This window comes from Azonexus caeni (assembly GCF_048146105.1).
In the GTDB taxonomy this organism is placed as follows: Bacteria; Pseudomonadota; Gammaproteobacteria; order Burkholderiales; family Rhodocyclaceae; genus Azonexus; species Azonexus aromaticus_B.
Genome location: NZ_JBKJAD010000005.1, coordinates 94,892 through 119,772, shown reverse-complemented (window position 1 = coordinate 119,772; position 24,881 = coordinate 94,892). Strand labels below are relative to the sequence as shown.

Annotated in this window: 21 protein-coding genes; 8 read left to right on the top strand and 13 right to left on the bottom strand. The window is 67.5% G+C overall.

What is annotated here, in order from left to right:
- Positions 1–21: 21 nt before the first annotated feature.
- Positions 22–3,447, top strand: a complete 3,426-nt coding sequence (locus ACLIIZ_RS08030) for an autotransporter domain-containing protein (protein ID WP_416691589.1) — start codon at positions 22–24, stop codon at positions 3,445–3,447.
- Between the two features lie 9 nt (positions 3,448–3,456).
- On the opposite strand, the gene ACLIIZ_RS08025 is transcribed toward ACLIIZ_RS08030, so the two are convergent.
- The 7 genes from ACLIIZ_RS08025 to ACLIIZ_RS07995 all read right to left on the bottom strand — a co-directional run bounded on the left by ACLIIZ_RS08025 (position 3,457) and on the right by ACLIIZ_RS07995 (position 10,027).
- Positions 3,457–4,017 (bottom strand): hypoxanthine-guanine phosphoribosyltransferase, encoded by a 561-nt coding sequence (locus ACLIIZ_RS08025; protein ID WP_416691588.1) that lies wholly within the window; start codon positions 4,015–4,017, stop codon positions 3,457–3,459.
- Between the two features lie 24 nt (positions 4,018–4,041).
- Positions 4,042–4,920 carry a 1,4-dihydroxy-2-naphthoate octaprenyltransferase gene (menA, locus tag ACLIIZ_RS08020; protein ID WP_416691587.1) on the bottom strand — a complete coding sequence of 293 codons (879 nt, stop codon included), beginning with the start codon at positions 4,918–4,920 and terminating at the stop codon, positions 4,042–4,044.
- A gap of 83 nt (positions 4,921–5,003) precedes the next feature.
- Positions 5,004–6,134 carry an FAD-dependent monooxygenase gene (locus ACLIIZ_RS08015; RefSeq protein WP_416691586.1) on the bottom strand — a complete coding sequence of 377 codons (1,131 nt, stop codon included), beginning with the start codon at positions 6,132–6,134 and terminating at the stop codon, positions 5,004–5,006.
- Positions 6,127–7,425 (bottom strand): aminopeptidase P N-terminal domain-containing protein, encoded by a 1,299-nt coding sequence (locus ACLIIZ_RS08010; RefSeq protein ID WP_416691585.1) that lies wholly within the window; start codon positions 7,423–7,425, stop codon positions 6,127–6,129. The genes ACLIIZ_RS08015 and ACLIIZ_RS08010 overlap by 8 nt, the downstream gene beginning before the upstream one ends.
- Entirely contained in the window at positions 7,426–8,277 is an 852-nt protein-coding gene (gene dinD / locus ACLIIZ_RS08005; protein WP_416691584.1) for a DNA damage-inducible protein D, read from the bottom strand.
- Positions 8,278–8,320: 43 nt separating this feature from the next.
- Positions 8,321–9,007 (bottom strand): N-acetylmuramate alpha-1-phosphate uridylyltransferase MurU, encoded by a 687-nt coding sequence (gene murU / locus ACLIIZ_RS08000; protein ID WP_416691583.1) that lies wholly within the window; start codon positions 9,005–9,007, stop codon positions 8,321–8,323.
- A 6-nt stretch (positions 9,008–9,013) separates the two neighbouring features.
- Complete coding sequence (locus ACLIIZ_RS07995) at positions 9,014–10,027, bottom strand: aminoglycoside phosphotransferase family protein (RefSeq protein ID WP_416691582.1); 1,014 nt, start codon at positions 10,025–10,027, stop codon at positions 9,014–9,016.
- Between the two features lie 87 nt (positions 10,028–10,114).
- Between ACLIIZ_RS07995 and ACLIIZ_RS07990 the strand changes: the two genes are divergently transcribed.
- The 6 genes from ACLIIZ_RS07990 (at position 10,115) to ACLIIZ_RS07965 (ending at position 17,526) form a co-directional block, all read left to right on the top strand.
- Positions 10,115–12,607, top strand: coding sequence for an LPS-assembly protein LptD (locus ACLIIZ_RS07990; RefSeq protein ID WP_416691581.1), 2,493 nt, complete (start codon positions 10,115–10,117; stop codon positions 12,605–12,607).
- Positions 12,604–13,908: a peptidylprolyl isomerase gene (locus tag ACLIIZ_RS07985; protein WP_416691580.1), complete on the top strand. Its 1,305-nt coding sequence runs from the start codon at positions 12,604–12,606 to the stop codon at positions 13,906–13,908. Before ACLIIZ_RS07990 ends, ACLIIZ_RS07985 begins: the two co-directional genes overlap by 4 nt.
- Positions 13,905–14,897, top strand: a complete 993-nt coding sequence (pdxA, locus tag ACLIIZ_RS07980) for a 4-hydroxythreonine-4-phosphate dehydrogenase PdxA (protein ID WP_416691579.1) — start codon at positions 13,905–13,907, stop codon at positions 14,895–14,897. The genes ACLIIZ_RS07985 and pdxA overlap by 4 nt, the downstream gene beginning before the upstream one ends.
- A gap of 82 nt (positions 14,898–14,979) precedes the next feature.
- Complete coding sequence (gene rsmA / locus ACLIIZ_RS07975) at positions 14,980–15,747, top strand: 16S rRNA (adenine(1518)-N(6)/adenine(1519)-N(6))-dimethyltransferase RsmA (RefSeq protein WP_416691578.1); 768 nt, start codon at positions 14,980–14,982, stop codon at positions 15,745–15,747.
- Positions 15,748–15,802: 55 nt separating this feature from the next.
- Positions 15,803–16,678 (top strand): DMT family transporter, encoded by an 876-nt coding sequence (locus tag ACLIIZ_RS07970; RefSeq protein ID WP_416691577.1) that lies wholly within the window; start codon positions 15,803–15,805, stop codon positions 16,676–16,678.
- A complete protein-coding gene (locus tag ACLIIZ_RS07965; protein ID WP_416691576.1) occupies positions 16,675–17,526 on the top strand; it encodes a bifunctional helix-turn-helix domain-containing protein/methylated-DNA--[protein]-cysteine S-methyltransferase in 852 nt (283 codons plus the stop codon). The genes ACLIIZ_RS07970 and ACLIIZ_RS07965 overlap by 4 nt, the downstream gene beginning before the upstream one ends.
- A gap of 228 nt (positions 17,527–17,754) precedes the next feature.
- Here the strand turns inward: ACLIIZ_RS07965 and ACLIIZ_RS07960 are convergent, their stop codons facing one another.
- A complete protein-coding gene (locus ACLIIZ_RS07960) occupies positions 17,755–18,960 on the bottom strand; it encodes a benzoate/H(+) symporter BenE family transporter (protein ID WP_416691575.1) in 1,206 nt (401 codons plus the stop codon).
- 109 nt (positions 18,961–19,069) lie between these two features.
- Between ACLIIZ_RS07960 and pdxR the strand changes: the two genes are divergently transcribed.
- Positions 19,070–20,551, top strand: a complete 1,482-nt coding sequence (pdxR, locus tag ACLIIZ_RS07955) for a MocR-like pyridoxine biosynthesis transcription factor PdxR (protein ID WP_416691574.1) — start codon at positions 19,070–19,072, stop codon at positions 20,549–20,551.
- 40 nt (positions 20,552–20,591) lie between these two features.
- Here pdxR and ACLIIZ_RS07950 read toward each other — a convergent pair whose 3' ends face one another.
- From ACLIIZ_RS07950 to ACLIIZ_RS07930, 5 genes are all read right to left on the bottom strand, one after another.
- Positions 20,592–20,783, bottom strand: a complete 192-nt coding sequence (locus ACLIIZ_RS07950; protein ID WP_298399699.1) for a YgaP family membrane protein — start codon at positions 20,781–20,783, stop codon at positions 20,592–20,594.
- A 71-nt stretch (positions 20,784–20,854) separates the two neighbouring features.
- On the bottom strand, positions 20,855–21,532 hold the full coding sequence (locus ACLIIZ_RS07945; RefSeq protein WP_416691573.1) for a Crp/Fnr family transcriptional regulator: 678 nt from the start codon (positions 21,530–21,532) through the stop codon (positions 20,855–20,857).
- Positions 21,529–22,293: an exodeoxyribonuclease III gene (gene xth, locus ACLIIZ_RS07940; protein WP_416691572.1), complete on the bottom strand. Its 765-nt coding sequence runs from the start codon at positions 22,291–22,293 to the stop codon at positions 21,529–21,531. Before xth ends, ACLIIZ_RS07945 begins: the two co-directional genes overlap by 4 nt.
- Positions 22,290–22,754: a glutaredoxin family protein gene (locus ACLIIZ_RS07935; RefSeq protein WP_416691571.1), complete on the bottom strand. Its 465-nt coding sequence runs from the start codon at positions 22,752–22,754 to the stop codon at positions 22,290–22,292. Before ACLIIZ_RS07935 ends, xth begins: the two co-directional genes overlap by 4 nt.
- Positions 22,755–22,776: 22 nt before the next feature.
- On the bottom strand, positions 22,777–24,846 hold the full coding sequence (locus ACLIIZ_RS07930) for a M3 family metallopeptidase (RefSeq protein WP_416691570.1): 2,070 nt from the start codon (positions 24,844–24,846) through the stop codon (positions 22,777–22,779).
- Positions 24,847–24,881: the final 35 nt, after the last annotated feature.

The window sequence follows — 24,881 nt, the reverse complement described above, 5'->3', positions numbered from 1 at the left end:
GCGGAAGCAAAAGGGGAAATGATGTCTGCGGAAATAGCGGCTCGGGGGCAAGGTCTGCGCGGTGCTTACCGATCGACCGGCATTCTGCTGCTGGTCTGCGCCGGCTTGCTGCCGGCGCGGGCGGCGCTCGCCCAATCCTGGCACGCCGCCGACGGCAGTCTGAGCGCGGATCGCGAGCAGGCAGCGGCAAGCTGGCGGGCCGATGCCGAATTCAACGGCAACTGGGGCCTCGCCGCGATTCGTGCCGAATACGCCTATGCTCAGGGTTACGCCGGCCTGGGCGCGCGCATCGGCGTGCTCGACCAGCCGGTATGGAACGCCCATCCCGAATTTGCCGCCAGCGTTGCCGGCGATCCCAAGCTGAGCTTCATCACCACACGCGGCATCCGTACCTACGACGACCCCTATCTGCCATTCCGCGCCGGCGAACCCTTCGTCTACGACGGGCAACTCTATATCAACGGCTATGGCGGGATTGCCACGCATGGCACGCACGTCGCCGGCATTGCGGCGGCGAACCGCGACACCGTCGCCGGTCGCCCCGGCGTCATGCAGGGGGTGGCCTTCGCCGGGCGCATCTTCGCCGCCGACGTCGGCGATCCCGGACCGGAGGACGGCATCGTCCGCGGCAACGACGGCGGCACCTACCTGGCGGCCTGGCGGGCGATGATCGACAGCCGGGTCGATGTCATCACCAACAGTTGGGGAATCGGCATCACCTGGGGCGGCGGTTGGCAGTTCGTCGATGCCGGCAAGCAGTTCCTCGAAATCCAGTCCCTGCTCGGGACGCCGGCCGGCGGCGCCTACGACGGCGCGCTGCAGGCGGCGCGCAGCGGCATCGTCGTCGAGTTTTCGGCCGGCAACGAAAGCGGCCAGCAGCCCGATGCGATGGCCGGTCTGGCGAGCTTCGTTCCCGGGATCGAAAACAACTGGATCACGACGATGAGTCTGGCGCGTACCGCCAGCGGCCTGCAGGCCAGCGGTTTTTCGACGATCTGCGGCTACACCAGGTATTACTGCGTCGCCGCGCCCGGCAGCGCCATCAACAGTTCGGTGGCGACCGGCGACATCTCGGGGCTGCATGCCGGCGATCCGGTACGCGATCCGCTTGCCGCCTACGAGGCGTTAAGCGGCACGTCGATGGCCGGCCCCTTCGTTTCCGGCGCCATCGGGGTCTTGAAGGGGCGCTATCCCTATCTTGCCAACGGCGATCTCGCGCAGATCCTCAAGACGACGGCGCGCGACCTCGGGGCGCCCGGCGTCGACGAAGTCTACGGCTGGGGGCTGATCGACCTGCAGAAGGCGATGGACGGTCCCGGCCAGTTGATGAGCCGCCTGGTCGCCGAGCTGCCCGCCGGCACGCTCGATGTCTGGGCCAACGACATCGGTGATGCCGCGCTGCGCCAGCGTCAGGCGGAAGCGCAGGTGGAGATTGCGGCCTGGCGACAACGCAAGATCGACATGGGGTGGGGAAACGGCTGGGCCAGCGTCGATACCGCGAGCCTGAGCGAACGCCTTTACGTGGAATATCGACCGCTGGCGAGCCAGGCCAGGGTGCTTGCCCGGCAGTTGATGGTGGCGCGTGCGACGCCGCCCTACGCCGGCTTCTGGACGGCGCTGGCAGCGGTCGAGAACGATCCGCTGGCTTCGACGATCGTCAAGGAGTACGGCAAGATCGAGGCCTGGTTGCCCTTGGGGCCCGATCTGGCGCGCTTCGAGCGTTTCCTCGCCAGCCGTTATCCGGACGACGAGACGCTGGCCCGGGAAGTGGCGGCGGCCAAGGTCCAGGGGCTGGCGCAGGAGTACCTCGTCCAGGAAGCGCGGATCGCCAGCCTGCTCGCCGCGACCTATGAAAACGGCCTGACCAAGCGCGGTGCCGGCGAGCTGCGGCTGACCGGCAACAACAGCTACGGCGGCGAAACCCGGGTCGAGGCCGGGCGTCTGCGCGTCGATGGCGCGCTGAGCGGTGCCGTTGCGGTCTACGGCCAGGGCATCCTGGGCGGCAACGGTCGGGTCGGCTCGCTGCTGGCGCAGGCCGGCGGCACGGTGGCGCCGGGGGCGTCGATCGGTACCCTGAGCGTTGCCGGCGACGCGCGCTTCGAGTCGGGCTCGCTGCTCGCCGTCGAAATCAGCGGCGATGGGCGTTCCGATCTCCTGGCGGTGGCCGGCAAGGCGACCCTGACCGGCGGACAGGTCGGCGTGCAGGCCGCGGACGCCGGCGCCGCGCTGGAGACCTTCGTCGCCGCCGCGGCCGGTCGGCATGCCTATACCTTCCTGAGCGCCGGGGGCGGCATCGAAGGGCAGTTCGCCGGCGCGCTGTCGCCCTATGCCTTCTTCCGGCCCCGCCTGAGCTATGCCGCCGACCGCGTCACCCTGGACATCGAACGTCTGCCCTTCGCGAGCGCCGGGCGCAACTTCAACGAGCGGCAGACCGCCGCCGGCATCGACAGTCTGGCGCCGGCCAATCCGCTGTACGCGCAGGTGCTGGCCGCACCCGCCGGTTTTGTCGCCGGCCCCTTGTTCGCGGCGCTCTCCGGCGACATCCACCCGACCGCCGGCGGCGTATTGCTCGCCGCCGGTCAGGTTCAGCGCGATGCGGCGCTGGATCGTCTGCGTCTGGTCGAAACGCAGTCGGCGAGCGCGCCGCGCACCTGGGGCCAAGTGTACGGGCGGCGCGGCCGGGCTGACGGCGATGGCAATGCCGCCGGCTACGACAACGATGGCGACGGCTTTTTCGTCGGCGGCGACAGCCTGCTCGACGCTGGCTGGACGCTCGGCTTCCTGGTCGGCCACGAGAACGGCGGCGTCAGGACGGTGAACGCCCGTGCCGATACCGGCAGCTACCGGCTCGGGGTCCATGCCGGGACGCGCCGGGGCAAGCTGGGCCTGCGTCTTGGCGCGGGCTACGGACACCACGCCTTGACCACGCGGCGCCATCTGCCGCAGGCTAGTGCAAGCGCTCACTACACGGCCGACGACTGGCAGGTCTTCGGCGAACTGGCTTACGACTTCGCCGCCGGCCGGACGCAGCTGGCGCCGTTTGCCGACCTGGCCTTCGCCGGTCTACGGCGCGAGGCGTTCAGCGAAAAGGGCGGCGGCGCGTTCAATCTGGCGGGGCGTGCCGGCAGCGAATCGGTTGCCACTGGCTCGCTGGGGCTGCGCGCCGCGCAGGATGTCGAACTGGGCGCAAGCAAGGGACAATGGTCGGCCAGTCTGGCCTGGCAGCATGCGGCCGGCGACCTGACGCCGGAAAGCCGCCTGGCCTTCGCCGGCGGAGCGCGTTTCGTCAATGCCGGGGTGCCGCTGGCGCGCAATGCGCTGGCCGTGGCGGCCAGCCTGCGGGTGACGCTGTCGCCGACGGCCAGGCTGGGGATCGATTACACCGGGCAATTCGCTGCCGGGCGCCGCGAACACGGCGTCGGCGCCAGCCTCGCCGTAGAGTTCTGAGCCGCCCGCTCAGTGCCCCTTGAGCGCGTAGATGCCCGGCGCGTTGCGCCAGTAGCCCTTGTAGTCCATGCCGCAGCCGAACAGGTAACGGTCGGCGATGTCGAGGCCGGAAAAGTCGGCGCGCATGCCGGGCACGGCCTTGCGGTCGTGCACCTTGTGCACCATCACTGCGGTCAGCACGCGGGCGGCGCCTTCGTCGCGCAGGTGCTGGCAGATCGCCTGCAGTGTGTGGCCTTCGTCGAGGATGTCGTCGAGGACCAGCACGGTGCGCCCCTTCAGGTCCTGGGTCGGCCGCACGCGCCAGTCGAGCAGGCTGTTGCCTTTCAGTTGCTGGCCGTAGCGGCTGGCGTGCAGGTAGGACGTCTCAAGCGGGAAGTGCAGGCGCGACAGCAGCCGGCCGGCGAAGATCAGGCCGCCGTTCATCACCGTGTACACGAGCGGGTTGCTGTCTGCCAGCGCGGTGGTGATCTCGCCGGCCATGCGGTCGAGCGCGGCGCTCACTTCGGCCGGCGTCGCCAGGCAGTCGGCTTCGCGCATGGCGCGGTGGATTTCTTCGATGTCGGTGGTCATGGGGTCTCCTGGCAGAGCGAAGGGTCAGGGGCGGATGAAAGCCAGCGCGAGCAGCGCGGCGAAACCCAGTTGGTGTGCCGCGGTGGCCGCGAGGATGCCGTTGAAGGCCGGGCCGGGCGGCGTGCCGAGAAAGCGCCGGCAGAGCAGCAGGGCGAGCGGCAGGGTGAGCAGGGGCAGGGCGGCGTAAGCGCCGAGCGGTGCGGCAAGCAGGGCGAGCAGCAGGTAGGGTAGCAACATTTCCGCGATGTAGAGGCGGCAGGTGGCGGGGCGGCCGAGGCGGACCGCCAGCGTGCGGCGACCGGCGTCGCGGTCGGTGTCGAGGTCGCGGTAGTTGTTGACGGTGATCACCGCCGCCGCGTGCAGGCCGAGCAGGCTACCGGCGAGCAGGGCGAGCGCCGACCAGGCCGGTACCTGCAGGTAGTGGCTGCCGCCGACGGCGACGATGCCGAAGAAGACGAGGACGAAGAATTCGCCGAACGGGCCGTAGGCGATCGGCCGCGGTCCGCCGGTGTAGGACCAGCCGGCGTAGAGCGAACAGAGGCCGATGACGACGATCGGCCAGCCGGCATGGACGACCAGATAGACGCCGCAGAGGAAGGCCAGCGCGAAGCTGATCCAGGCGCCGACGCGCACCGCGGCCGGCGTCAGCCAGCCTTCGGCGGTGGCGCGCCGGGGACCGAAGCGCCCCGGGCGGTCGATGCCGCGCAGGTAGTCGCCGACGTCGTTGAACAGGTTGGTGCCGATCTGGATCAGCGCCGCGCCGAGCGCCGCGGCGAGCAGCGGCAGCCAGAGCAGGTGTCCGGCTTCATGCCAGCCGATGGCGGTGCCGACGAGTACCGGCGACAGCGATACAGTGAGGGTTTTCGGGCGGCAGGCGAGAAACCAGGCGGTACTGGGGTTCATGCGGGGCTTCGGTGACGGGCAGCCCGAACTTTAACCCGAATTTCCCGCCGCCGCGGCATTCCGCCCGGTCTGGCGCGATGGTTTCAGGGCCAGGCGCGGGCGCCCCAGATCATCCGCCGGGCGACGAAACGACGTGCCGCCGGGCAGAGGTCGAGGGCAAGCAGGCCGAGGCCGCGCGCCGCGCGCAGGGGCGGGAAATCGTTGGAAAAGGCGCGCACGACCTGGTCGGTAAACAGGGCGCCGCCGCGGCGGTCGAGGCGGCGCCGGCCAGGGTAGCGACCGAGATCGTCGCCGTCGAGCAGCACTTCGGCCAGCTGCCAGGCGTCGCGCAGGCCGAGGTTGAAGCCCTGGCCGGATACCGGGTGCAGCGTCTGGGCGCTGTTGCCGACCCAGACTTCGCGCTCCCTGACCAGCGTCTCGCGCATGCGCAGGGCGAGCGGGAAGCGGTTACGCGGTCCCGGTTTGGCGAAGCGCAGGCCGCGCTGGAACTGGGTTTCGAGGGCGGCGATGAAGGCCTTGTCGTCGAGCGCCATCACCGCGTCGGCCTTGGCCGGTGGCAGCGTGAACACGATCGAGTATTCGTCGCCCAGCGGCAGCAGGGCGAGCGGGCCGTCCGGCGTGAAGCGCTCCCAGGCGCGCCGGCCGTGGCCCGGTGTCGGTGTCACTTCGCAGATCACCGCATGCTGTTCGTAGTCGCCGAGCAAGGTGCTCGGGTCGTCCCAAGGCGTGCCTTCGGCGTGTACCAGGGTGCGCGCGCGCAGACGGCGGCTGACGCCCTGTTCGCGCAGGGCGACGGTGACGCCGTCGCGGTCCGGCGTGATGGCGAGGATTTCCACTTCGGCGCGCAGCGCGTCCGGGGCCAGACGGGCGGCCAGCGCGCTGGCCAGGTCGCGGTAGCGGACGACGTAACCGAGCGCCGGCAGGTCATGTTCGGCGCGGTCGATCAGGGTGCGGCCGAAGCCGCCGCGCTGCGAGATGTGGATCGTCTCGATCGGTGTCGCCGCCCGCGTCGGCCAGCCGCCAAGTTGTTCGAGCAGTTCGCGGGCGCCGTGCGACAGCGCCAGGGCGCGCGGGTCGGCCTGCAATGCGGCTGGCGCCCGCCGGTCGAGCAGCAGCGCTTGCCGGCCGCCGGCGGCGAGCGCCAGTTGCAGCGTCATGCCTACCGGGCCGGCGCCGATGATCAGGGTATCGACGGTTGCGACGGGTTCAGTCATGGCGCATCACCTCCTCGATTTCGGCAACCGTCTTCGGCGCCGTGGTGTAAACCGCGCAACCGGATGGTGTGACGCGCACATCGTCCTCGATGCGGATGCCGATGCCGGCCAGCGCCGCCGGCACGTCGGCGCCCGGGCGGATGTACAGGCCGGGTTCGACGGTGATGGTCATGCCCGGCTGCAGCGTCGTCCAGTCGTTGCCGATCTTGTATTCGCCGGCATCATGCACGTCCAGGCCGAGCCAGTGGCCGGTGCGGTGCATGTAGAAACGACGGAAGTCGCCCTTCTCGATCAGGGTGTCGATGTCGCCGGTCAGTAGTTTCAGATCGACCAGGCCTCGCGTCAGCACGCGCACGGCGGCGTCGTGCGCTTCCATGAAGTGGCGGCCGGGCGCGGTGGCGGCGATGGCGGCGGCCTGGGCGGCCAGCACGATCTCGTAGACATCCTTCTGGGCCGGCGTGAAGCGGCCATTGACCGGGAAAGTGCGGGTGATGTCGGCGGCGTAGCCCTGGACTTCGCAGCCGGCGTCGATCAGCACCAGGCTGTGGTCGTTCAGGAGCTTGTTGTTGTCGACGTAATGCAGCACGCAGGCGTTGGCGCCGCCGGCGACGATCGGCGTGTAGGCGTGGCCGTCGGCGCCGCGTCTGCGGAATTCGTAGGAGAGTTCGGCTTCCAGCTCGTACTCGGCCATGCCCGGCCGGCAGGCGTGCATGGCGCGGGCGTGGCCGGCGCTGGCGATGTCGGCGGCGTGCTGCATGGTGGCCAGTTCGGCGTCGTCCTTGAGCAGGCGCATGGCGTCGAGTTCGGTGCGCAGGTCGTGGATCGCGCGCGGCGCCCGCTTGCCGGCGCGGGCCTGCGCGCGCACCGCGTTCAGCGCCCTGGCGATGCGCGCATCCCAGACCTCGTCGTGGCCGACGGCGTGCCACAGCGTGTCGCGGTCAACCAGCAGTTCGGGCAGTTTTTTGTCCAGTTGTTCGATCGAATACGCGGCGTCGAAGCCGAAGGCCGTCTTCGCTGCTTTCGGACCGTAGCGGTAACCGTCCCAGATTTCCCGTTCCTCGTGCTTGTCGCGGCAGAACATGATGGACTTCGGTTTTTTGCCACCGATCAGCACGATCACCGCCTCCGGCTCCGGGAAGCCCGACAGGTACCAGAAGTAGCTGTCGAAACGGTAGGGATAGTGCGCGTCGCGGTTGCGCACGACCTCCGGCGCCGTCGGGATGATGGCGACGCCGTCGCCTATGGTCTGCAGCAGGCGCCGGCGGCGGGCGATGAAGTGGGCGTGAGTCATTCAGTCGTTGTCTTTCTTGGTGATTCTTTGCTGCGCGGTCTCGATTTGCTGGATGCTGCGCTCGGGCGTCGGCAGGTCTTCCGGCATGGTACCGCCGAGTTCCCTGATCGTCTCGCGCACCTTTCGGCCGACGGCGAGGTGGGTCTGGTTCGCCTCCTGCTTGCCTTTGACCCCGTCGCGGCGCAATTTCTCCTCGGTTTGCGTGGCGCGGAACAGGTTGGCGGCCAGCTCGGTGCTGCCCATGTGGTCGAGGATTTTCTGGCTTTTCTTCAAGCCTTTTCGAGCGTGGATGGCCTTGGCACCGAGCCCGCCGTACAGGCCGCGATAGCCATGGTCCTGGAAAACGGCGAAGTCGAGGCCACTTTCGACGCCGGCCTCGGCGGCAGCGGCAGCAAGGTATTTGTTGTGTTGTGCGAGTTCGTTGCGGATGGCGAGCCGCTTCTCGTCTTCGCTCAGTTGCCCGAAGGCGGTGTCGTTCGCCAGTTCCTGGCGGCGGGTCTGGATGGCAAAGTAAGTCTGGCCGTTGGCAATGACCGGCTTCGAGGGGTCGCCGTTCTGGACGATCAGGTAGCAGGCATAGCGGGAGAGGCGGATGTCTTCGATCTGCCGTTTTGCCCCCGAGCCGATGTCGACCATTGTGAGGACATCCTCAAAATGGTCGGAAGGAGCTTGGCCACTTTGTTCACAGGCTATCCTGGCGCGTTCGATGGCGGGAAGAAAGTGTCGGTATTGCGAATAATCCAGTGCTGTTGCCAGTTTGCGGGCCAGCCAGTATTCGTTGCCGGCGTCGTCGAGTTGGCGCAGGCCTTCAAAGCTGGCGTGGTGCTGGCGGGAAACGGGTGAGTCGGTCATCGCGGCATTCCTCCAGGGGCTGAAAGCGCCATGCTATTGGAATTCAATCTGCCTGTGCTGCGCGCAATTCGGTATCCAGCTCGGCCAGCCGTTGTGGTGTGCCGACGTCGACCCAACGGCCGGCGTGGCGTTCCCCGGTCAGCGTGCCGGCGGCAATCGCCGCGTCGAGCAGCGGACGCAGCTTCATCGGCTGGTCGGCCGGCACATGGTCGAACATGGCCGGCGAAAAGACGCCGATGCCGGCGTAGGTGAGTGTTTGCTCACCATCGGCTGGAACGATCCGTTCGCCGCTCAGCGAGAAGTCGCCGCCGCCGTGGTGCGCCGGGTTGTCGACCAGCAGCAGGCGGGCGCCGCCGGGCGGGCAGGCGCGACCGGCGAAGGCGGGAAAAGCGACGTCGCAGTAGACGTCGCCATTGACCACCAGGAAGGGGGAGTTGCCGAGCCGCGGCAAGGCGCGGGCGATGCCGCCGGCGGTTTCCAGTGCGCCCGGCGGTTCCGGGGAGTAGGCGATACTGAGTCCCCACTGCGATCCGTCGCCCAGCGCGTTTTCGATCTTTTCGCCGAGGTGGGCGTGGTTGATGACCACTTCGCGGAAACCGGCGGCGGCCAGCTTCTCCAGGTGCCAGACGATCAACGGCTTGCCGCCGGCCTCAAGCAGCGGTTTCGGCGTGTGGTCGGTCAGCGGCCGCATGCGTTCGCCGCGGCCGGCGGCGAGGATCATCGCTTTCATCGGCGTTTAGCGGCGGTAGCCGATCTGCTCGGTCTGGCCGTCGAGGCGGTCGAGCAGGTTGAGCAGCGGTTTCAGTTGCAGGTAGCGGCTGGCGGTCTTCTTGGCGTAGGTCATGAAGCGCGGCAGGTCGGCGATGTACTTGTCCTTGCCGTCGCGATAGTTGAGGCGGCAGAAGATGCCGAGCACCTTGAGGTGGCGCTGCAGGCCCATCAGTTCGTAGTCGCGCCAGAAAGCGCCGAAGTCAGTGCGCACCGGCAGGCCGGCGGCGCGGGCCTTTTCCCAGTAGCGGACGACCCAGTCGATTTCCTGCTCTTCCTCCCAGGAAATGAAGGCGTCGCGGAACAGCGAGACGATGTCGTAGGTGATCGGGCCGTAGACCGCGTCCTGGAAGTCGATGATGCCCGGCGTTAGCGTCTGCGCGCTTTCAACGACCATCAGGTTGCGCGGCATGAAGTCGCGATGGACGAAGACCTTGGGCTGGTTGAGCGCCGAGTTGATCAGGAACTTGAAGGTCCGGTCGAGCATCAGTTTGTCGTTGGCGTCGAGTTCGATGCCGAGGTGGCGGCCGATGAACCATTCCGGGAAGAGGTCGAGTTCGCGGCGCAGCAGCGGCGCGTCGTAGGGCGGCAGGGTGGCGGCGGTGGACGACAGTTGCCATTTGACCAGCACGTCGAGCACCGGGCGGATCAGCAGGTCGGCCAGCGAGAGATCGGCGTTGAGGGCGTCGAGGTAGCCGATGCGGCCGAGGTCGGTGAGCACCAGGAAGCCGTTCTCGAGGTCCTGGTCGAGAATGCGCGGTGCCGCCAGGTCGGCCTTGGCGAGCAGGCCGGCGACCTTGATGAAGGGCTTGCAGTCTTCTTTTTCCGGCGGCGCGTCCATCAGGATGCGGGTGCTGCCGTCCGGCCAGCTCAGACGGAAGTAGCGGCGGAAGCTGGCGTCGGCGGAAGCCGGCGTGATGGAGACGGACTGCCCGGGGAAGCGACTGGCAACCCAGTCGGTAACAAGTTGATCGCGCGACATCGAGTAGGGGAATGTTCGTTGTAAAATGGCGCGATTTTAACACCCGGGCATCGGCCTTTCCGGTCCCGGCACCTCCAGAATGCCCCGATGACTGGTTTTTCCCGACGTCCGATTGCCGCGCTGGTCTGTTGCCTGTTTGCCGGCGTTCCGTTCGCCCAGGCGAACACGGGCGAGGCCGAAAGCGCTGCCGCAGCCATCGGTGCCGTGCCGCTGCGTCTGGAGAAGCGTTTCAACCTGCTGGCGAGGCGCAAGACGGCTCCGAAGCTGGCCGCTGCCGGCGGTCTGGTGCCCCTGTCCAGCGTTGACGATCCGCTGCCGCTCTTCCTCACTGCCGATCATCTGGAAGGTCAAGCTTCTGAACTGGCTGTTGCCGAAGGCAATGTCGAACTGCGCAAGTCGGGCCTGGAACTGCGTGCCGACCGCCTGACCTACAAGCCGCTCGACGACGAGGTCGATGCCAGCGGCAAGGTCGTGCTGCTGCAGGATGGTGCCGAGATCGAGACGACGCACCTGCGCATGAAGTTGTCGGACCAGCTGGGTTTCGCCGAGGAATCGCGGTATTCGGTGACCAAGGAGGTCGCCAGCCGCGTCTACGAGACCAACCAGAACGTCGTCACCGTGGCCAGTGTCAGCGGCGCCAACAGTGGCGCGCCGATGATGCTCAATGTCGCCAACGTCTATGGTCTGCCGACCGAGCAGGCAGCGCCGCGCCAGATCACTGCGCAGGGCACCGCCGAACGTATCGAGTTCGCCGGCGAGAACCGCATGCGCCTCGACAACAGCACCTTTTCCACCTGCAAGCCGGCGTCACCGGACTGGTACCTGAAGGCCGGCGAGATCGACCTCGATTACAACGAGAACTACGGCAACGCCAGCGATGCCTCGCTGTGGTTCAAGGGGGTGCCGCTGTTCTACGCGCCGAAGGCCTGGTTCCCGATGAACAGCCAGCGGCGTTCCGGCCTGCTGACGCCGTCGTTCAAGCAGTCGACGAAGACCGGTCTCGACATCAGTCTGCCCATCTACTGGAACATCGCGCCCAACTACGACGCCACCTTCTATCCGCGCTACATGAGCAAGCGCGGCACCCAGCTTGGCCTGGAAACGCGTTACCTGAGCGAGCGCAGCGAGGGCGAGTGGCGCGGCGAGTACCTGGGCGACGACGCGAGCGATCACACTCGCCGTTACGCTTACTCGATCCGTCACCTGCAGCGTTTCACCGACGACCTCACCGGCGCCCTGAACTGGAACGGCGTTTCCGACGACACCTACTGGGAAGACATGTCGTCGCGCCTGCTGCAGACCTCGCAGGTGCAGCTCGAGCGGCGGGCTTCGCTCAATTACGCGCCCAGTCCGTGGTGGCAGGGCTCGCTGCAGGTGCTGCGCTACCAGACGCTGCAGCCCGACGCAGCCAATCCGGTGGCCCGTCCCTACTTCCTTGAGCCGCAACTGAATCTGCTCGGCTACAAGCCGGACCTGCTGGGTTTCGACTTCACGATGCTCGGCCAGTATTCGCGTTTCACCCACGACGATCACGCCAACAAGGACCGCGGCGACCGTTTCGTCCTCTATCCGCAATTGAGCTACCCGGTGATCGGCGCCGCCTACCAGATCACGCCCAAGCTCGGCCTGCACATGAGCAGCTACGCGATCGACCGGGCGACGCTCAACGGCGGCGGCTCCGACAATATCACGCGGGTGTTGCCGACCTTCTCGCTCGATGCCACCACTGTCTTCGAGCGCGACCTCGACCTCCTCGGTCACCGTTTCCTGCAGACGCTGGAGCCGCGGCTCTACTACGTCTACATCCCGTACAAGGACCAGAGCGAGATTCCGGTCTTCGACACCGCGCTGTCCGATTTCAACTTCGCCCAGGTCTTCTCCGAAAACCGTTACAGCGGCTACGACCGGATCAACGACGCCCACCAGCTGACAGCGGCACTGACCACCCGCATCCTCGACGGCACAACCGGTGCCGAGCGCTTCAAGGCGATGATCGGTCAGCGCTACTACTTTGCCAAGCAGCGCGTCACCCTGCCCGGCGAGACCTCGCGGCCGGACAATTTCTCCAACCTGATCGCCTCGGTCACCGGCCTCGTCGCGCCGAAGACCTATGCCGAGGCGACCTGGGAATACAACTACGAGGCGCGTACCAACGACCGCTTCTCGGCCGGTGTCCGCTTCCAGCCCGATTACGGCAAGGTACTGTCGGCGAGCTACCGCTATACGCGCGATCCGCTGACCAACAAGTCGGTCGTCGACCAGGTCGACCTCGCCGGCCAGTGGCCGCTGGCGCCGCGCTGGTACGCGGTCGGCCGCTTCAACTACTCGCTGCGCGACCACCAGACCCTGGAGACCATCGGCGGCCTCGAATACAACGCCGGCTGCTGGGCCATGCGCGGCGTCGTGCAGCGTCTGGCGGCGACTTCCGGCGAAGCCAACACCAGTTATTACCTGCAGCTCGAACTGCAGGACTTCACCAGTATCGGTTCCAATCCGCTCGGTCTGTTGCGGCGTAGCATCCCGGGTTATGGTAAAACCAACGAACTGCCCGTCGACGGCAACCTGATCGCCAACCCATGACCACCATGTCCAAGACCCTCATCCTTTTCCTTTCCCTGTGTTCGCTGTTCGTTCCGGCCGCTCAGGCCGCCCCGGCGGAAGCCGTCGAGGCGGACTACATCGTCGCCGTCGTCGGCGATGGCGCGATCACCCGCAACGAACTGCGCTCGCGTCTGGATGTCGCGCTGCGCCAGTTGCAGAAGCAGGGCACGCCGATCCCGCCGCAGGACGTGCTGGAAAAGCAGATGCTCGAACGGCTGATCATGGAGCAGGTGCAGTTCGCCTACGCCAAGGAAAGCGGCCTGCGCATCGACGACGCCCAGCTCGACCAGGCGATCGGCCGCATCGCCGCCAACAACAACATGACGCTGCCCCAGTTCCGCGTCGCGCTGGAAAAGGACGGCATCGGCTACGACGAATTCCGCGAGGAAATCCGCGGCGAGATGATCATGGCCCGCCTGCGCGAGCGCGAGGTGGAGAGCCGCCTCGCCGTTTCCGACGCCGAGATCGAGAACTACCTCGCCAACCAGGCGGCCAACGGCGGCGGCGACGAGTACCGGCTGGCGCACATCATGTTGCGGGCGCCGGAATCGGCGACCCCGGAACAATTGCAGAAGTTGCGTCAGCGCGCCGAACTGGCGCTGGCCCGGGCGCGCGCCGGGGAAAACTTCGCCGAACTGACGGCCGCCTTCTCCGATGCTCCGGATGCCCTGCAGGGCGGCGACCTCGGCTGGCGGCCGCTCGACCGCCTGCCGGTCCTTTACGCCGAAGCCGCCGGCAAGCTGCAAGCTGGCGGCGTCAGCGAGTTGTTGCGTTCCTCGGCCGGCTTTCACGTCGTCAAGCTGGTCGAACGGCGCGGTGCCAACCAGCCGGCCTCGGTGCAACAGACGCACGCCCGTCACATCCTGATCCGGACCAACGAAGTGATGTCGGAAGCCGACGCCCGCCATCGCCTGGAAACCGTGCGCGAACGCATCGTCAATGGCATGGACTTCGCCGAGCAGGCGCGCATCTTTTCCCAGGACGGTTCCGCCGCCAAGGGCGGCGACCTCGGCTGGCTCAATCCGGGCGATACCGTGCCCGATTTCGAGCGGGCGATGGACGCGCTGAAACCCGGCGAACTCAGTCAGGTCATCAAGTCGCCGTTCGGCATGCACCTGATCCAGGTCATGGAGCGCCGCGAACGCGACGTATCTTCCGAGCGCCAGCGTTCGGTCGCCCGCCAGGCGATCCGCGAGCGCAAGCTCGACGAGGCCTACCAGGACTGGTTGCGCCAGTTGCGCGACCGTACCTACGTCGAAAACCGCCTGGAGCAACAATGATCCTACCGGTGATCGCCGTCACCAGCGGCGAGCCGGCCGGCATCGGTCCCGAACTCTGCCTGCAGCTTGCCGGCTGGTCCGGCGTCGGTCGTCCGGTCGTCCTCGGCGATCGGGATCTGCTGCGCCAACGCGCCGGACTACTCGGCCTCGACATCGTCCTGCGCGACTATGAACCCGCTGTTCCGGCCGCACCCGGCACGCTCGACCTCATCCATCTGCCGCTCGCCGCGCCGGCCGAGGCCGGCGTTCTCGACGCCGCCAACGGCCGCTATGTGCTGGCCCTGCTCGATCGCGCGCTGGCCGGCTGCCAGTCCGGTGAATTCGCCGCGATGGCGACGGCGCCTGTGCACAAGGGCGTGATCAACGAGTCCGGCGTCGCCTTCACCGGCCACACCGAATACCTCGCCGAAAAAACCGGCACGCCGCTGGTGGTGATGATGCTCGCCGGCGACACCGATCGCGGCCCGCTGCGCGTCGCGCTGGCCACCACGCACCTGCCGCTGAAGGACGTGCCGGCGGCGATTACCGCAGACCTGCTCGAACGCACGCTGCGTATCGTCGACGCCGATCTGCGCGGCAAGTACGGCATCGCCGAACCGCGCATCCTGGTCGCCGGGTTGAACCCGCACGCCGGCGAGGGCGGCTACCTCGGGCGCGAGGAAATCGACATCATCGAACCGGCGCTCGCCCGGCTGTGCGCGGAAGGCCTGCGACTCTCCGGCCCCCACCCCGCCGACACCATGTTCACCCCGCCGGTGCTCGCCGGCGGCGACGCCGTGCTGGCGATGTACCATGACCAGGGCCTGACCGCGCTCAAGTACGCCACCTTCGGCAACGGCATCAACGTCACGCTCGGCCTGCCGATCATCCGCACCTCGGTCGACCACGGCACCGCACTGGCCCTCGCCGCTTCCGGCCAGGCCGACCCCGGCAGCCTGTTCGCCGCGGTCAGCGAAGCGGCGCGCATGGCACAAAGGAAGCAGCAATGAAGGGACACGTCGCCCGCAAACGTTTTAGTTCCGGCATAACCCGCCTGCGGCGCGTTAGCCTTCTCTGAAACGGCGACCACTGATGAAACATATTCCACGTCGCCGTTTTGGGCAGAACTTCCTGATCGACCAGGGCATCATCGGCGCCATCGTTTCGGCGATCGATCCCAAACGCAGCGATACCGTCGTCGAGATCGGCCCCGGCCTCGGCGCCATCACCGTGCCGCTGCTCGAACGCGTCGACCGCTTGCACGTCGTCGAAATCGACCGCGATCTGATCGCCCGCCTGAAAAAGCAGCATCCGGCCGAGCGCCTTGCCATCCACGAAGGCGACGCGCTCGCCTTCGACTTCGCCAGCATCGGCAGCGACCTGCGCCTGGTCGGCAACCTGCCCTACAACATCTCGACGCCGCTCCTTTTCCACCTCGCCAGCTACGGCCAGCAGGTGCGCGACATGCACTTCATGCTGCAGAAGGAAGTCGTCGAGCGCATGGTCGCCGAACCCGGCTGCGCCGACTACGGCCGGCTGTCGGTGATGCTGCAGTACAGCTTCTGGCTGGAGTGGCTGATCGACGTGCCGCCGGAGAGCTTCGACCCGCCGCCCAAGGTCGATTCGGCGGTGGTCCGGCTGATCCCGAAACCCCCGGAGCAGCTCACCGCGAAGAATCCGGAACGCCTGTCGACGCTGGTTCAGGCCGCTTTCGCCCAGCGCCGCAAGATGCTGCGCAACAACCTCAAGGGCATCCTCGACGACGCCGGCTTCGCCGCCCTGGGCATCGCCCCGACGCTGCGCCCGGAAGACCTGCCGGTCGAGGACTACGTGCGCATCGCCAACTTCCTGGCCGGCTGAACGGCGGCGCAAGAATCGGATTGCGCCGCTTGCCGGCGCTGCCATACTGCGGCCCATGTCCTCCGCCAACCTGTTCCGCCTCGTCCTGCTTGCCGCGATCTGGGGCGCTTCCTTCCTCTTCATGCGCATCGCCGCGCCGGTGCTCGGCGCCGCCTGGCTGGTCTTCTTCCGCGTCGGGCTGGCGGCGCTCTTCCTGTGGGCGGTCGCTCTTATCCTGCGCCGGCCGCTGGCGCTACGCGCCAACTGGCGCGCCTTCCTGGTCCTCGGCCTGCTCAACTCGGCGCTGCCCTTCCTGCTCTTCGCCTACGCCGCGCGCCTGACGCCGGCTTCGCTGCTCGCCGTGCTCAACGCCACGGCGCCGATCTGGGCGGCACTGATCGGCGCCCTGCTCGCCCGTAGCTGGCCGGAACCGCGCGTGCTGGGCGGTCTCGCCCTGGGCATTGCCGGCGTCGCGCTGCTCGCCGGGGTCGAGGTTGGCGCCCTGCCGGCCGGCGGCGGACTGGCCGTCCTGGCCGGGATCGGCGCCGCCGTCTGCTACGGCATCGCCAGCCAGTACACCCGCCGGATCGGCAATCTGGAACCACACGCCGGCGCTTTCGGCAACCTGGCGGCGGCAACCCTCTACCTGGCGCCGCTGGCGCTGCTTTCGCCGTTGCCTGAACAGATGCCGCCACCTGGTGTGCTGGCAGCAGTGGTTGCGCTCGGTGTCCTGTGCAGCGGCGTCGCCTTCCTGCTCTATTTCCGGCTGGTCGCCGAAATCGGCCCGGTGCGCACGCTGACCGTCACTTACCTGATTCCCCTGTTCGGCGTCCTCTGGGGCGTCGTCTTCCTCGCCGAGCAGGTCGGCTGGCATACCCTGGTCGGCGGCCTCACCGTGCTCGCCGGCACCGCGCTGGTCACCGGCATCGGCCAGCGGGAGAAAACGTCATGAACGATCTCGCCACCGCCTGCCGCCATTACGACATCGTCGCCCGGGCCATCGTCCATTTGCGCCGCCACGCGCGCAGCCAGCCGACGCTGGCCGAACTGGCCGCCGTCGTCGGCCTCAGCCCGGCCCATCTGCAGCGCGTTTTCGCCGAATGGGCGGGCATCTCGCCGAAGCGCTTCGTCCAGCACCTGACCCGCGAATACGCCCGCAGCCGCCTGCGCGCTGCCGCCGATACGCTGAGCGTCGCGCTCGACGCCGGCCTCAGCGGCAACGGCCGGCTGCACGACCTGATGATCGTCGGCGAGGCAATGACGCCGGGCGAAATCCAGCGCGGCGGCGAGGGCGTCACCCTCGATTATGGCAGCGGCCCGACGCCGTTCGGGATCGCCTTCCTGGCCTGGAACGGGCGCGGCATCTGTCATCTGTCCTTTATCGGCGACGATGGCGCCGCCTCGCTCGCCACCCTGGCCGAGGAATGGCCGCGCGCCGCAATGCGGCGTTCGGACGAAGGGGCAGCGGCCATGCTACAGCGCATCTTCGGCGAACTGGTGAGCGGCGTGCCGCTGCACCTGCAACTGCGCGGCAGCAACTTCCAGCTCAAGGTCTGGGAAGCCCTGATCCGCGTGCCGCCGGGCGAAGTGCTGTCGTACGGGCAACTCGCCGGCAGGATCGGCGCGCCGCGCGCCCAGCGCGCGGTCGGCTCGGCGCTGGCGGCCAACGACATCGGTTTCCTGATTCCCTGTCACCGGGTGATCCGCGACAGCGGCGAAAGCGGCAACTACCGCTGGGGCGAGGAGCGCAAGCTCGCCCTGCAACTCTGGGAAGCCGGCCGCCGCGCGCCCGACGCTTGATGCTTTCCCCGCCTTGCGATTTCCTGCTCCGGTTTTGCTGCGCCACATGAAGCGCGATGGCCTGGTTATGGCGTAAGGTTGCGCATGCAATGCGCCATAAGCTGGGTAAATTCCGAATGAACCAATGAAATGGCGGTCCGGGTCATCCCGGCCGCCATTCGCGTTACAAACTGGACGGTTTTGTGCTGCCTCGGACCGCCTCGATCGGCTAGGGCGGGTTGCTGCCGATCAGGCCGGCGCCCGGCGCGACAGCCGGGGCAGACGGCCGTTCAATACGGCGTGGGCGAGCAGGCCGATGACCAGTCCCCAGAAGGCGCCGCCGATGCCGAGCAGGGTGATGTTGGCGGCGGCGGCGACGAAGGTGATCAGCGCCGCTTCGCGGGTTTTGGCATCGGCCAGGGCGTTGGTCAGGCTGCCGCCGATGGTGCCAAGCAGGGCCAGCCCGGCCAGGGTGGTGATGAAGGTGGCGGGAAAGGCCATGAAGACGGCGGCCAGGGTCAATCCGAAGACACCGACCAGGATGTAGAAGACGCCGGCGGCGATGCCGGCCAGCCAGCGCTTGGCCGGATCTTCGTGGGCCTCGCGGCCGGTGCAGATGGCCGCCGTGATCGCCGCGATGTTGAAGGCGTGGGAGCCGAAGGGGGCCATCAGCAGCGAACCCAGCCCGGTGATGGTGACGATGGGGTTGGCGCTGGTCCGGAAACCGTCGTTGCGCAGCACCAGCATGCCCGGCATGTACTGGCCGGTGAGGGTGATCAGGAACAACGGCAGGGCGACGCTGAGCAGGGCGTTCAGCGAAAACGCCGGGACGGTGAGCAGCGGCGCCGCCAGCCGCAATTCCAGTCCGGACAGATCGACACGCGCCTGCAACAGCAGGAAACCCAGCCCCAGCACCAGGATGCCGACCACCGCATAGCGCGCGGTGAAGCGCTTGAGCACCACGTAGGCGACGATGAGCAGCCCGGCCAGCAGCGGATCGACGCTGAGGCCGGCGAAGGCCTTGACGCCGAACTGCAGCAGGATGCCGGCGAGCAGGCCGGCGGCGACGCCCTGGGGAATCAGCCGGATTATCTTCTCGAAGTAGCCGGACAGCCCGAGGGCGACGAAGGCGGCGGCCGAGATCAGGTAGGCGCCGACCGCTTCGGCGTAGGGGGTGACCGCCAGCGCGGTGACCAGGAAGGCGGCGGCCGGCGTGGACCAGGCAGTGATGATCGGCTCGCGGGCCAGCCAGCTCAGGATGATGCCGGTGACGCCGACACCGATCGAGATCGACCACACCCACGACGCCGTCAGCGCCGGGCTGAGGCCGGCCACCTGGGCGGCCTGGAAGACCAGGATGAAGGTGCCGCCGTAATTGACGATGACCGAGATCAGGGCGGCGACGACGGGGTGGGTGAGGTCGTTGAGGCGTAGTGGCGAGGGCGATGGACTCATGGGACGGCTCCGGAAAAAAAGGGGATCGACGATCCGCCTGGAAAGTCCCAGTTATAGCGCTAGAATGGCCGGGCGAATCCCGCCAATTAATCACTGGATACCCGGCCAATTGTTCCGCCACGCCCAACTCGAATCGGTCAAAGCCTGGCTCGGCGACCCTGCCCACCAGGCCCTGCCCCGGCATGTGCGCATCCAGCGGGCGATCCGCCAGTTGATCCTCGACGGCGCCCTCGATGCCGGACGGCCCCTGCCGGCCTCGCGGGCCCTGGCCCGATCGCTCGGGGTGTCGCGCGACACGGTGGAAGCGGCCTACGGCCAGTTGCACGCGGAAGGTTTCATCGAGCGCCGGGTCGGCAGCGGCAGTTTCGTGTCGGCGCAGGCGCTGCGGGTGCCGCGGCAGCCACCGTCATCGCGGCCGGGCCAGCCGGCGGCGGCGGCGCTCAGCCAGCGCGGCAGCGCCATGCTGGCCGGCGGCGGTGTGCGCGAATCGCTGACCGCCCGCCCCTTTGCCCCGGGCATTCCGGAAACCCGGAATTTCCCGCTGCCCGTCTGGGAGCGCCTGCAGCGCCTGGTGTTGAAGGAGCACGGCGCGCGCGCCCTGGCCCATTGCCACCCGCAGGGTATGGAAAGCCTGCGCCGGGCGATTGCCGACTACATCAACCTGGAACGGGGCGCCCGCGCCGCGCCCGAGCGCATCCTGGTGCTGACCAGCTCGCAGCAGGCCCTGAGCCTGTGCGCCACGGTGCTGCTCGATGTCGGCGAGCGCATCTGCGTCGAGGACCCGGTCTATCACGGCGCCCGCAAGGCTTTCGACGCAGCCGGTCTGGACTGCGTGCCGATTCCGCTGGACGGCGACGGCATGCAGGTCGGCCACCTGGACGCGGTGGCGAACGCCCGGGCGGTGTTCCTGACTCCCTCGCACCAGTTTCCCAGCGGCACGACGCTGAGCCTGGCGCGGCGCCTGGGCGTCATCGACTGGGCGCGCCGGCAGCAGGCCTGGATCATCGAGGACGACTACGACAGCGAATTCCACTACGCCGGCAAGCCGACCGCCTGCGTCCAGGGGCTGGACGACGAGCAGCGCACGATCTACATCGGTACCTTCACCAAATCCCTGTTTCCCGGCCTGCGCATCGCCTATATGCTGCTGCCGCCGGCGCTGGTGGCACCGATGACGGTGGCGCGCAGCCTGCAGGACGGCCACAACGCGACGATCGCCCAACTGACCCTGGCGCGTTTCATCGAAGGCGGGCATTTCGGCGCCCACGTGCGCGCCATGCGCAGCGTCTATGCCGCCCGCCGCGATCGGCTGGCGCGCCTGGTCGACGAACACCTGGGCGATTTCGTGACGGCAGAAGTGCCAGCCGGTGGCATGCAGATGCCCTGCTTCCTGCGTGCCGGCATCGACGAGGCGCCGGCGGTCGCCGCCGCCCAGCGGGCGGGCATCGAACTGCTCGGGCTGAGCCCGTTATCCGCTGGTGGCGGCGGCTGCCCCGGCTTTCTGATGGGCTTTGCAGCCTACACGCCGGAGGAAATGGCAATAGCGCTCAGGCAACTGGCCGCAGTTCTCCAGGGGCTGACGGCAAAATAAAAAACCCGCCGTAGCGGGTTTCGTTTGGGGCGGAAGTCTCTCAGTCCTTCTTCAGCGGGCAGGTATTGAGGCCGATCAGCGGATAGAGCGGGCACCAGCCCATCAGGCCGGTGGCCAGGGGAACGACGCCGATCCAGGCCCAGACCGGGCCGCCGGTGAGCGCCCAGGCGATCAGGGCGATGCCGGCCACGATACGCAGGATTTTGTCGATGCCGCCAACATTGCTTTTCATGATGTGTTCTCCAAGAGGTGAGTGGACGGTGCCAATTTAGCCGCGCCGCGCCACGCAGTATGTAACCTGGGTCACACAGCGGCAAGCTTGTTCAGGCCGTCGCGGTCGATCACCGTCAATTGTTCGCGGCCGAGGCTGACCAGCCCTTGGGCGGCAAAACCCTTGAGCAGGCGGCTGACGATCTCGCGCACGCTGCCCAGTTCGTCGGCCAGTTGCTGGTGCGTGATGTTCAGCGTATCGGCCTGGCGGGCCAGGATCAGCTTGGCCAGGCGCTGGTCGAGGCGGGCGAAGGCGACTTCCTCGACCAGTTGCATCAGTTCGCCGATGCGCTCGGAAAACAGGTGGAAGACGAAATCGCGGAACGGCGCGTGCTCGACCAGCAGCCGCCCGAATTCGCCGACCGGCAGGGCGAGCAGGGTGAGCGGGGTTTCGGCGATGCCGCGCGCGTTGTAGTCGGTGTGGCCGAGCAGGCAGGACGAGGAGATGATGCACGAGCCGCCGGGGCTGACCCGGTAGAGCAGCAGTTCGCGGCCGCTGCTGGCCTGCTTGACGACCTTGATGCTGCCGTCGAGCAGCAGCGGGAAGCCGGCGCAGGGCTGATGCTCGGAGAAGACGCAGGCGCCGGCGGGAAGCTGGAACAGTGCCGACGGCTGCAGCAGGCGGTCGAGCCGGGCCGGCGGCAGGTTGGCCAGGGCGGGATAGAGACCGAGCAGGGTGGCGCGGTCCACGCTGGAAGCTGTCTGGCTCAACTGAGTGTTGCCCAGACCGGGGCGTGGTCGGACGGGCGTTCGCGCTTGCGTGGCGCGCGGTCGACGCCGGCTGCCGTGCATCTGTCGGCGAGCGGCTGGGAGAGCAGGATCAGGTCGATGCGCAGGCCGAGGTTCTTCTGGAAGCCGAGCATCCGGTAATCCCACCACGAGAAGGTCTTTTCCGGTTGTTCGAACAGGCGGAAGCTGTCGCACAGGCCGAGCGCCAGCAGGCGGCGGAAGGCGGCACGCTCCGGTTCGGAAACCAGGATGCAGTCGCGCCAGCGTGCCGGGTCGTGCACATCGCGGTCGTCGGGGGCGATGTTGTAGTCGCCGCACAGCGCCAGTTGCGGGGAGTGTCGCAGTTCGCCGTCCAGCCATTCGGCCAGCGCGTTGAGCCAGCGCAGCTTGTATTCATACTTGTCGCAGCCGACTTCCTGGCCGTTCGGCATGTAGGCGCCGACGACGCGTACGCCATCTACAGTGCCGGAAATCAGGCGCTTCTGCTCGTCCGGGAAATGCGGGTTGCCGCAGACGACGTCCTCGATCGGCGAGCGGGCGAGCAGCGCAACGCCGTTGTAGGTCTTCTGCCCGGAGAAGGCGACGTGGTAGCCGGCGGCCTCGATTTCGGCGCGCGGGAAGTTGGCGTCCTCAAGCTTGAGTTCCTGCAGGCAGACGACGTCGGGCGTCGCTTCCGCCAGCCAGTCGAGCAGGTGCGGCAGGCGGACCTTCAGCGAGTTAACGTTCCACGAGGCGATCTTCAAGGTTTTTTCCCGGGCAGCGGCGGGTAGCCGGCGAGGTCGAGCAGGTTGTCGTAGGCCGCGCCGTTGTAACCGCGGAAGGAACGGAGGCCGACCTTGAGCGACGGTACGAAGGTGTCGCCGACCAGCGCCTTCAGTTCGTCGAACTGGGCTGCTGTCTGCGCCATCGTCTCGGTGAAGGGAACCCGGCGCTTCTGCAGCAGTTCGCGCGCCTGGCGGCATTCGTCGATGCAGTCGGCGGTGGTGTACAGCGTCACCGGATGTTTCTGCGCCGCCAGCTTGGTGGCGAAGGGCAGGCCGTCGTCCGCCTGCGCCTTGCCGCCTGCCTTCTCGACGTTGCGCGCCTGACCGGGCGGCGGTTCGTCGGAAATCACCGTGCGCCCCTGCGCATCGGTCCATCGATAAGCCTGCGCCTGGGCACCGGCGCAGCACAGCAGCAGGCAGAGAACGAGAAGTCTGGACATGAATGGGCCTCTCCGAGCGGAATCAGGCAGCAATCATACCGCTATGACGAAGCAGTGCGTCGGGGCTCGGTTCGCGGCCGCGGAAGGCCTTGAAATTCTCCAGCGCCGGGCGTTCGCCGCCGCGCGACAGGATTTCCTCGAGGAAACGCCGGCCGACCACCGGGTCGAACGGATCGCCGGCTTCCTCGAAGGCCGCGTAGCAGTCGGCCGACAGCACTTCCGCCCACTTGTAGCTGTAGTAGCCGGCCGCGTAGCCGCCGCCGAAAATGTGCGAGAAGCTGTTCGGGAAACGGTGCCACTCGGGCGGGATCAGGACGGCGACCTCGCGGCGGACTTCGTCAAGCAGGTCCATCACCGTCTTGTTGCCGGCGGGGTCGCTGTTTTTGCCAGTAAGCTCGTAGTGCAGGCGCATGTCGAAGATCGAGAATTCGAGCTGGCGCACGGTCATCATGCCGCTCTGGAAGTTCTTCGCCGCCAGCATCTTGTCGTACAAGGCGCGCGGCAGCGGCTCGCCACTGTCGACGTGGGCGGTCATTCCCTGCAGCACATCCCATTCCCAGCAGTAGTTTTCCATGAACTGGCTCGGCAGTTCGACGGCGTCCCATTCGACGCCGTGGATGCCGGAAACGCCCAGTTCCTCGCCGCGCGCCAGCAGATGGTGCAGACCGTGGCCGGTTTCGTGGAAGAGGGTGATCACCTCATCGTGCGTGAAGGTCGCGGGTTTTCCGCCGACCGGGCGGGCGAAGTTGCAGTTGAGGTAGGCGATCGGCTTCTGGATGCCGTCGGCGGCGCGCTTGCGCGAGCGCGCCTCGTCCATCCAGGCGCCGCCGCGCTTGGTTTCGCGGGCGTAAAGGTCCATGTAGAACTGGCCGACCAGATCGCCGGCCGGCGTTTCGATGCGGTAGAAGCGCACGTCCTCGTGCCAGACCGGCGCCTTGTCTTCCTTGACCTTGACCGTGAACAGGCTCTCGATGACCGTGAACAGGCCAGCGATCACCTTGGGTTCGGTGAAGTACTGCTTCACTTCCTGCTCGGAGAAGGCGTAGCGCGCCTGCATCAGCTTTTCGGAAGCGTAGGCGGCGTCCCAGGGCTGGAAGTCGGTCAGGCCGAGTTCGTCCTTGGCGAAGGCCTTCAGTTCGGCGATGTCCTTCTCGGCGAAGGGCTTGGCCTTCTTCGCCATGTCGCGCAGGAAGTCGAGCACCTGTGCCGGCGTGTCGGCCATCTTGGTGTACAGCGAGACTTCGGCGAAGTTGTTGAAGCCGAGCATGGCCGCGTCCTCTGCCTTGAGTTCGAGCAGGCGCTTCATGATCGGGCCGTTGTCCCATTCCGGCTTCGAGTAGCCGTTGTCGATCTCGGCGGCGCGGGTGGCGTAGGCGCGGTACATGCGGGCGCGCAGTTCGCGGTTGTCGGCGTACTGCATCAGCGGGCCGTAGGACGGCGCGTGCAGGGTGAATTTCCAGCCTTCAACACCGGCTTTTTCGGCGGCTTCGCGGGCGGCGTCCTTGGCGTAGTCGGGCAGGCCGGCGAGCAGCGTCTCGTCGGTGACGATTTCGGCGAAGGCGTTGGTCGCGTCGAGGATGTTTTCCGAGAACTTGGCGGAAAGCTGCGACAGCTCTTCCATGATCGCCTGGAAGCGCGGTTTCTGGTCTTCCGGCAGTTCGGCGCCGCCGAGACGGAAATCGCGGATCTCGTTATCGACGATCTTCCGGCGTTCGGCGGAGAGCGTGGCGTATTCCGGGCTCTGCTTCAGCGCCCGGTACTTGTCGAACAGCTTCAGGTTCTGGCCGAGCTCGGTGTAGAAGCGCGACACCTCCGGCAGCATCTCGTTGTAGGCCTCGCGCCAGGCCGGCACGTCGTTGACCGAATGCAGGTGACCGACGACGCCCCAGGCGCGGCCGAAACCTTCCAGGCCGTCGCTCAGGGCACCGGCAAAGTCGGCCCAGGTGGCCGGCGTGCTGTCGGCGGTCAGGCGGTCGACCAGAGCGCGGCCATCGGCCAGCAGTTGGGTGATCGCCGGTTTGACGTGTTCCGGCTGGATCAGGTCGAAGCGGGGGAGGTCGGTGAAATCGAGCAGGGGATTGTTGGCGGTCATGGTTTTCGCGGGGGCAAGAAAAAGGGGCGGTCGCT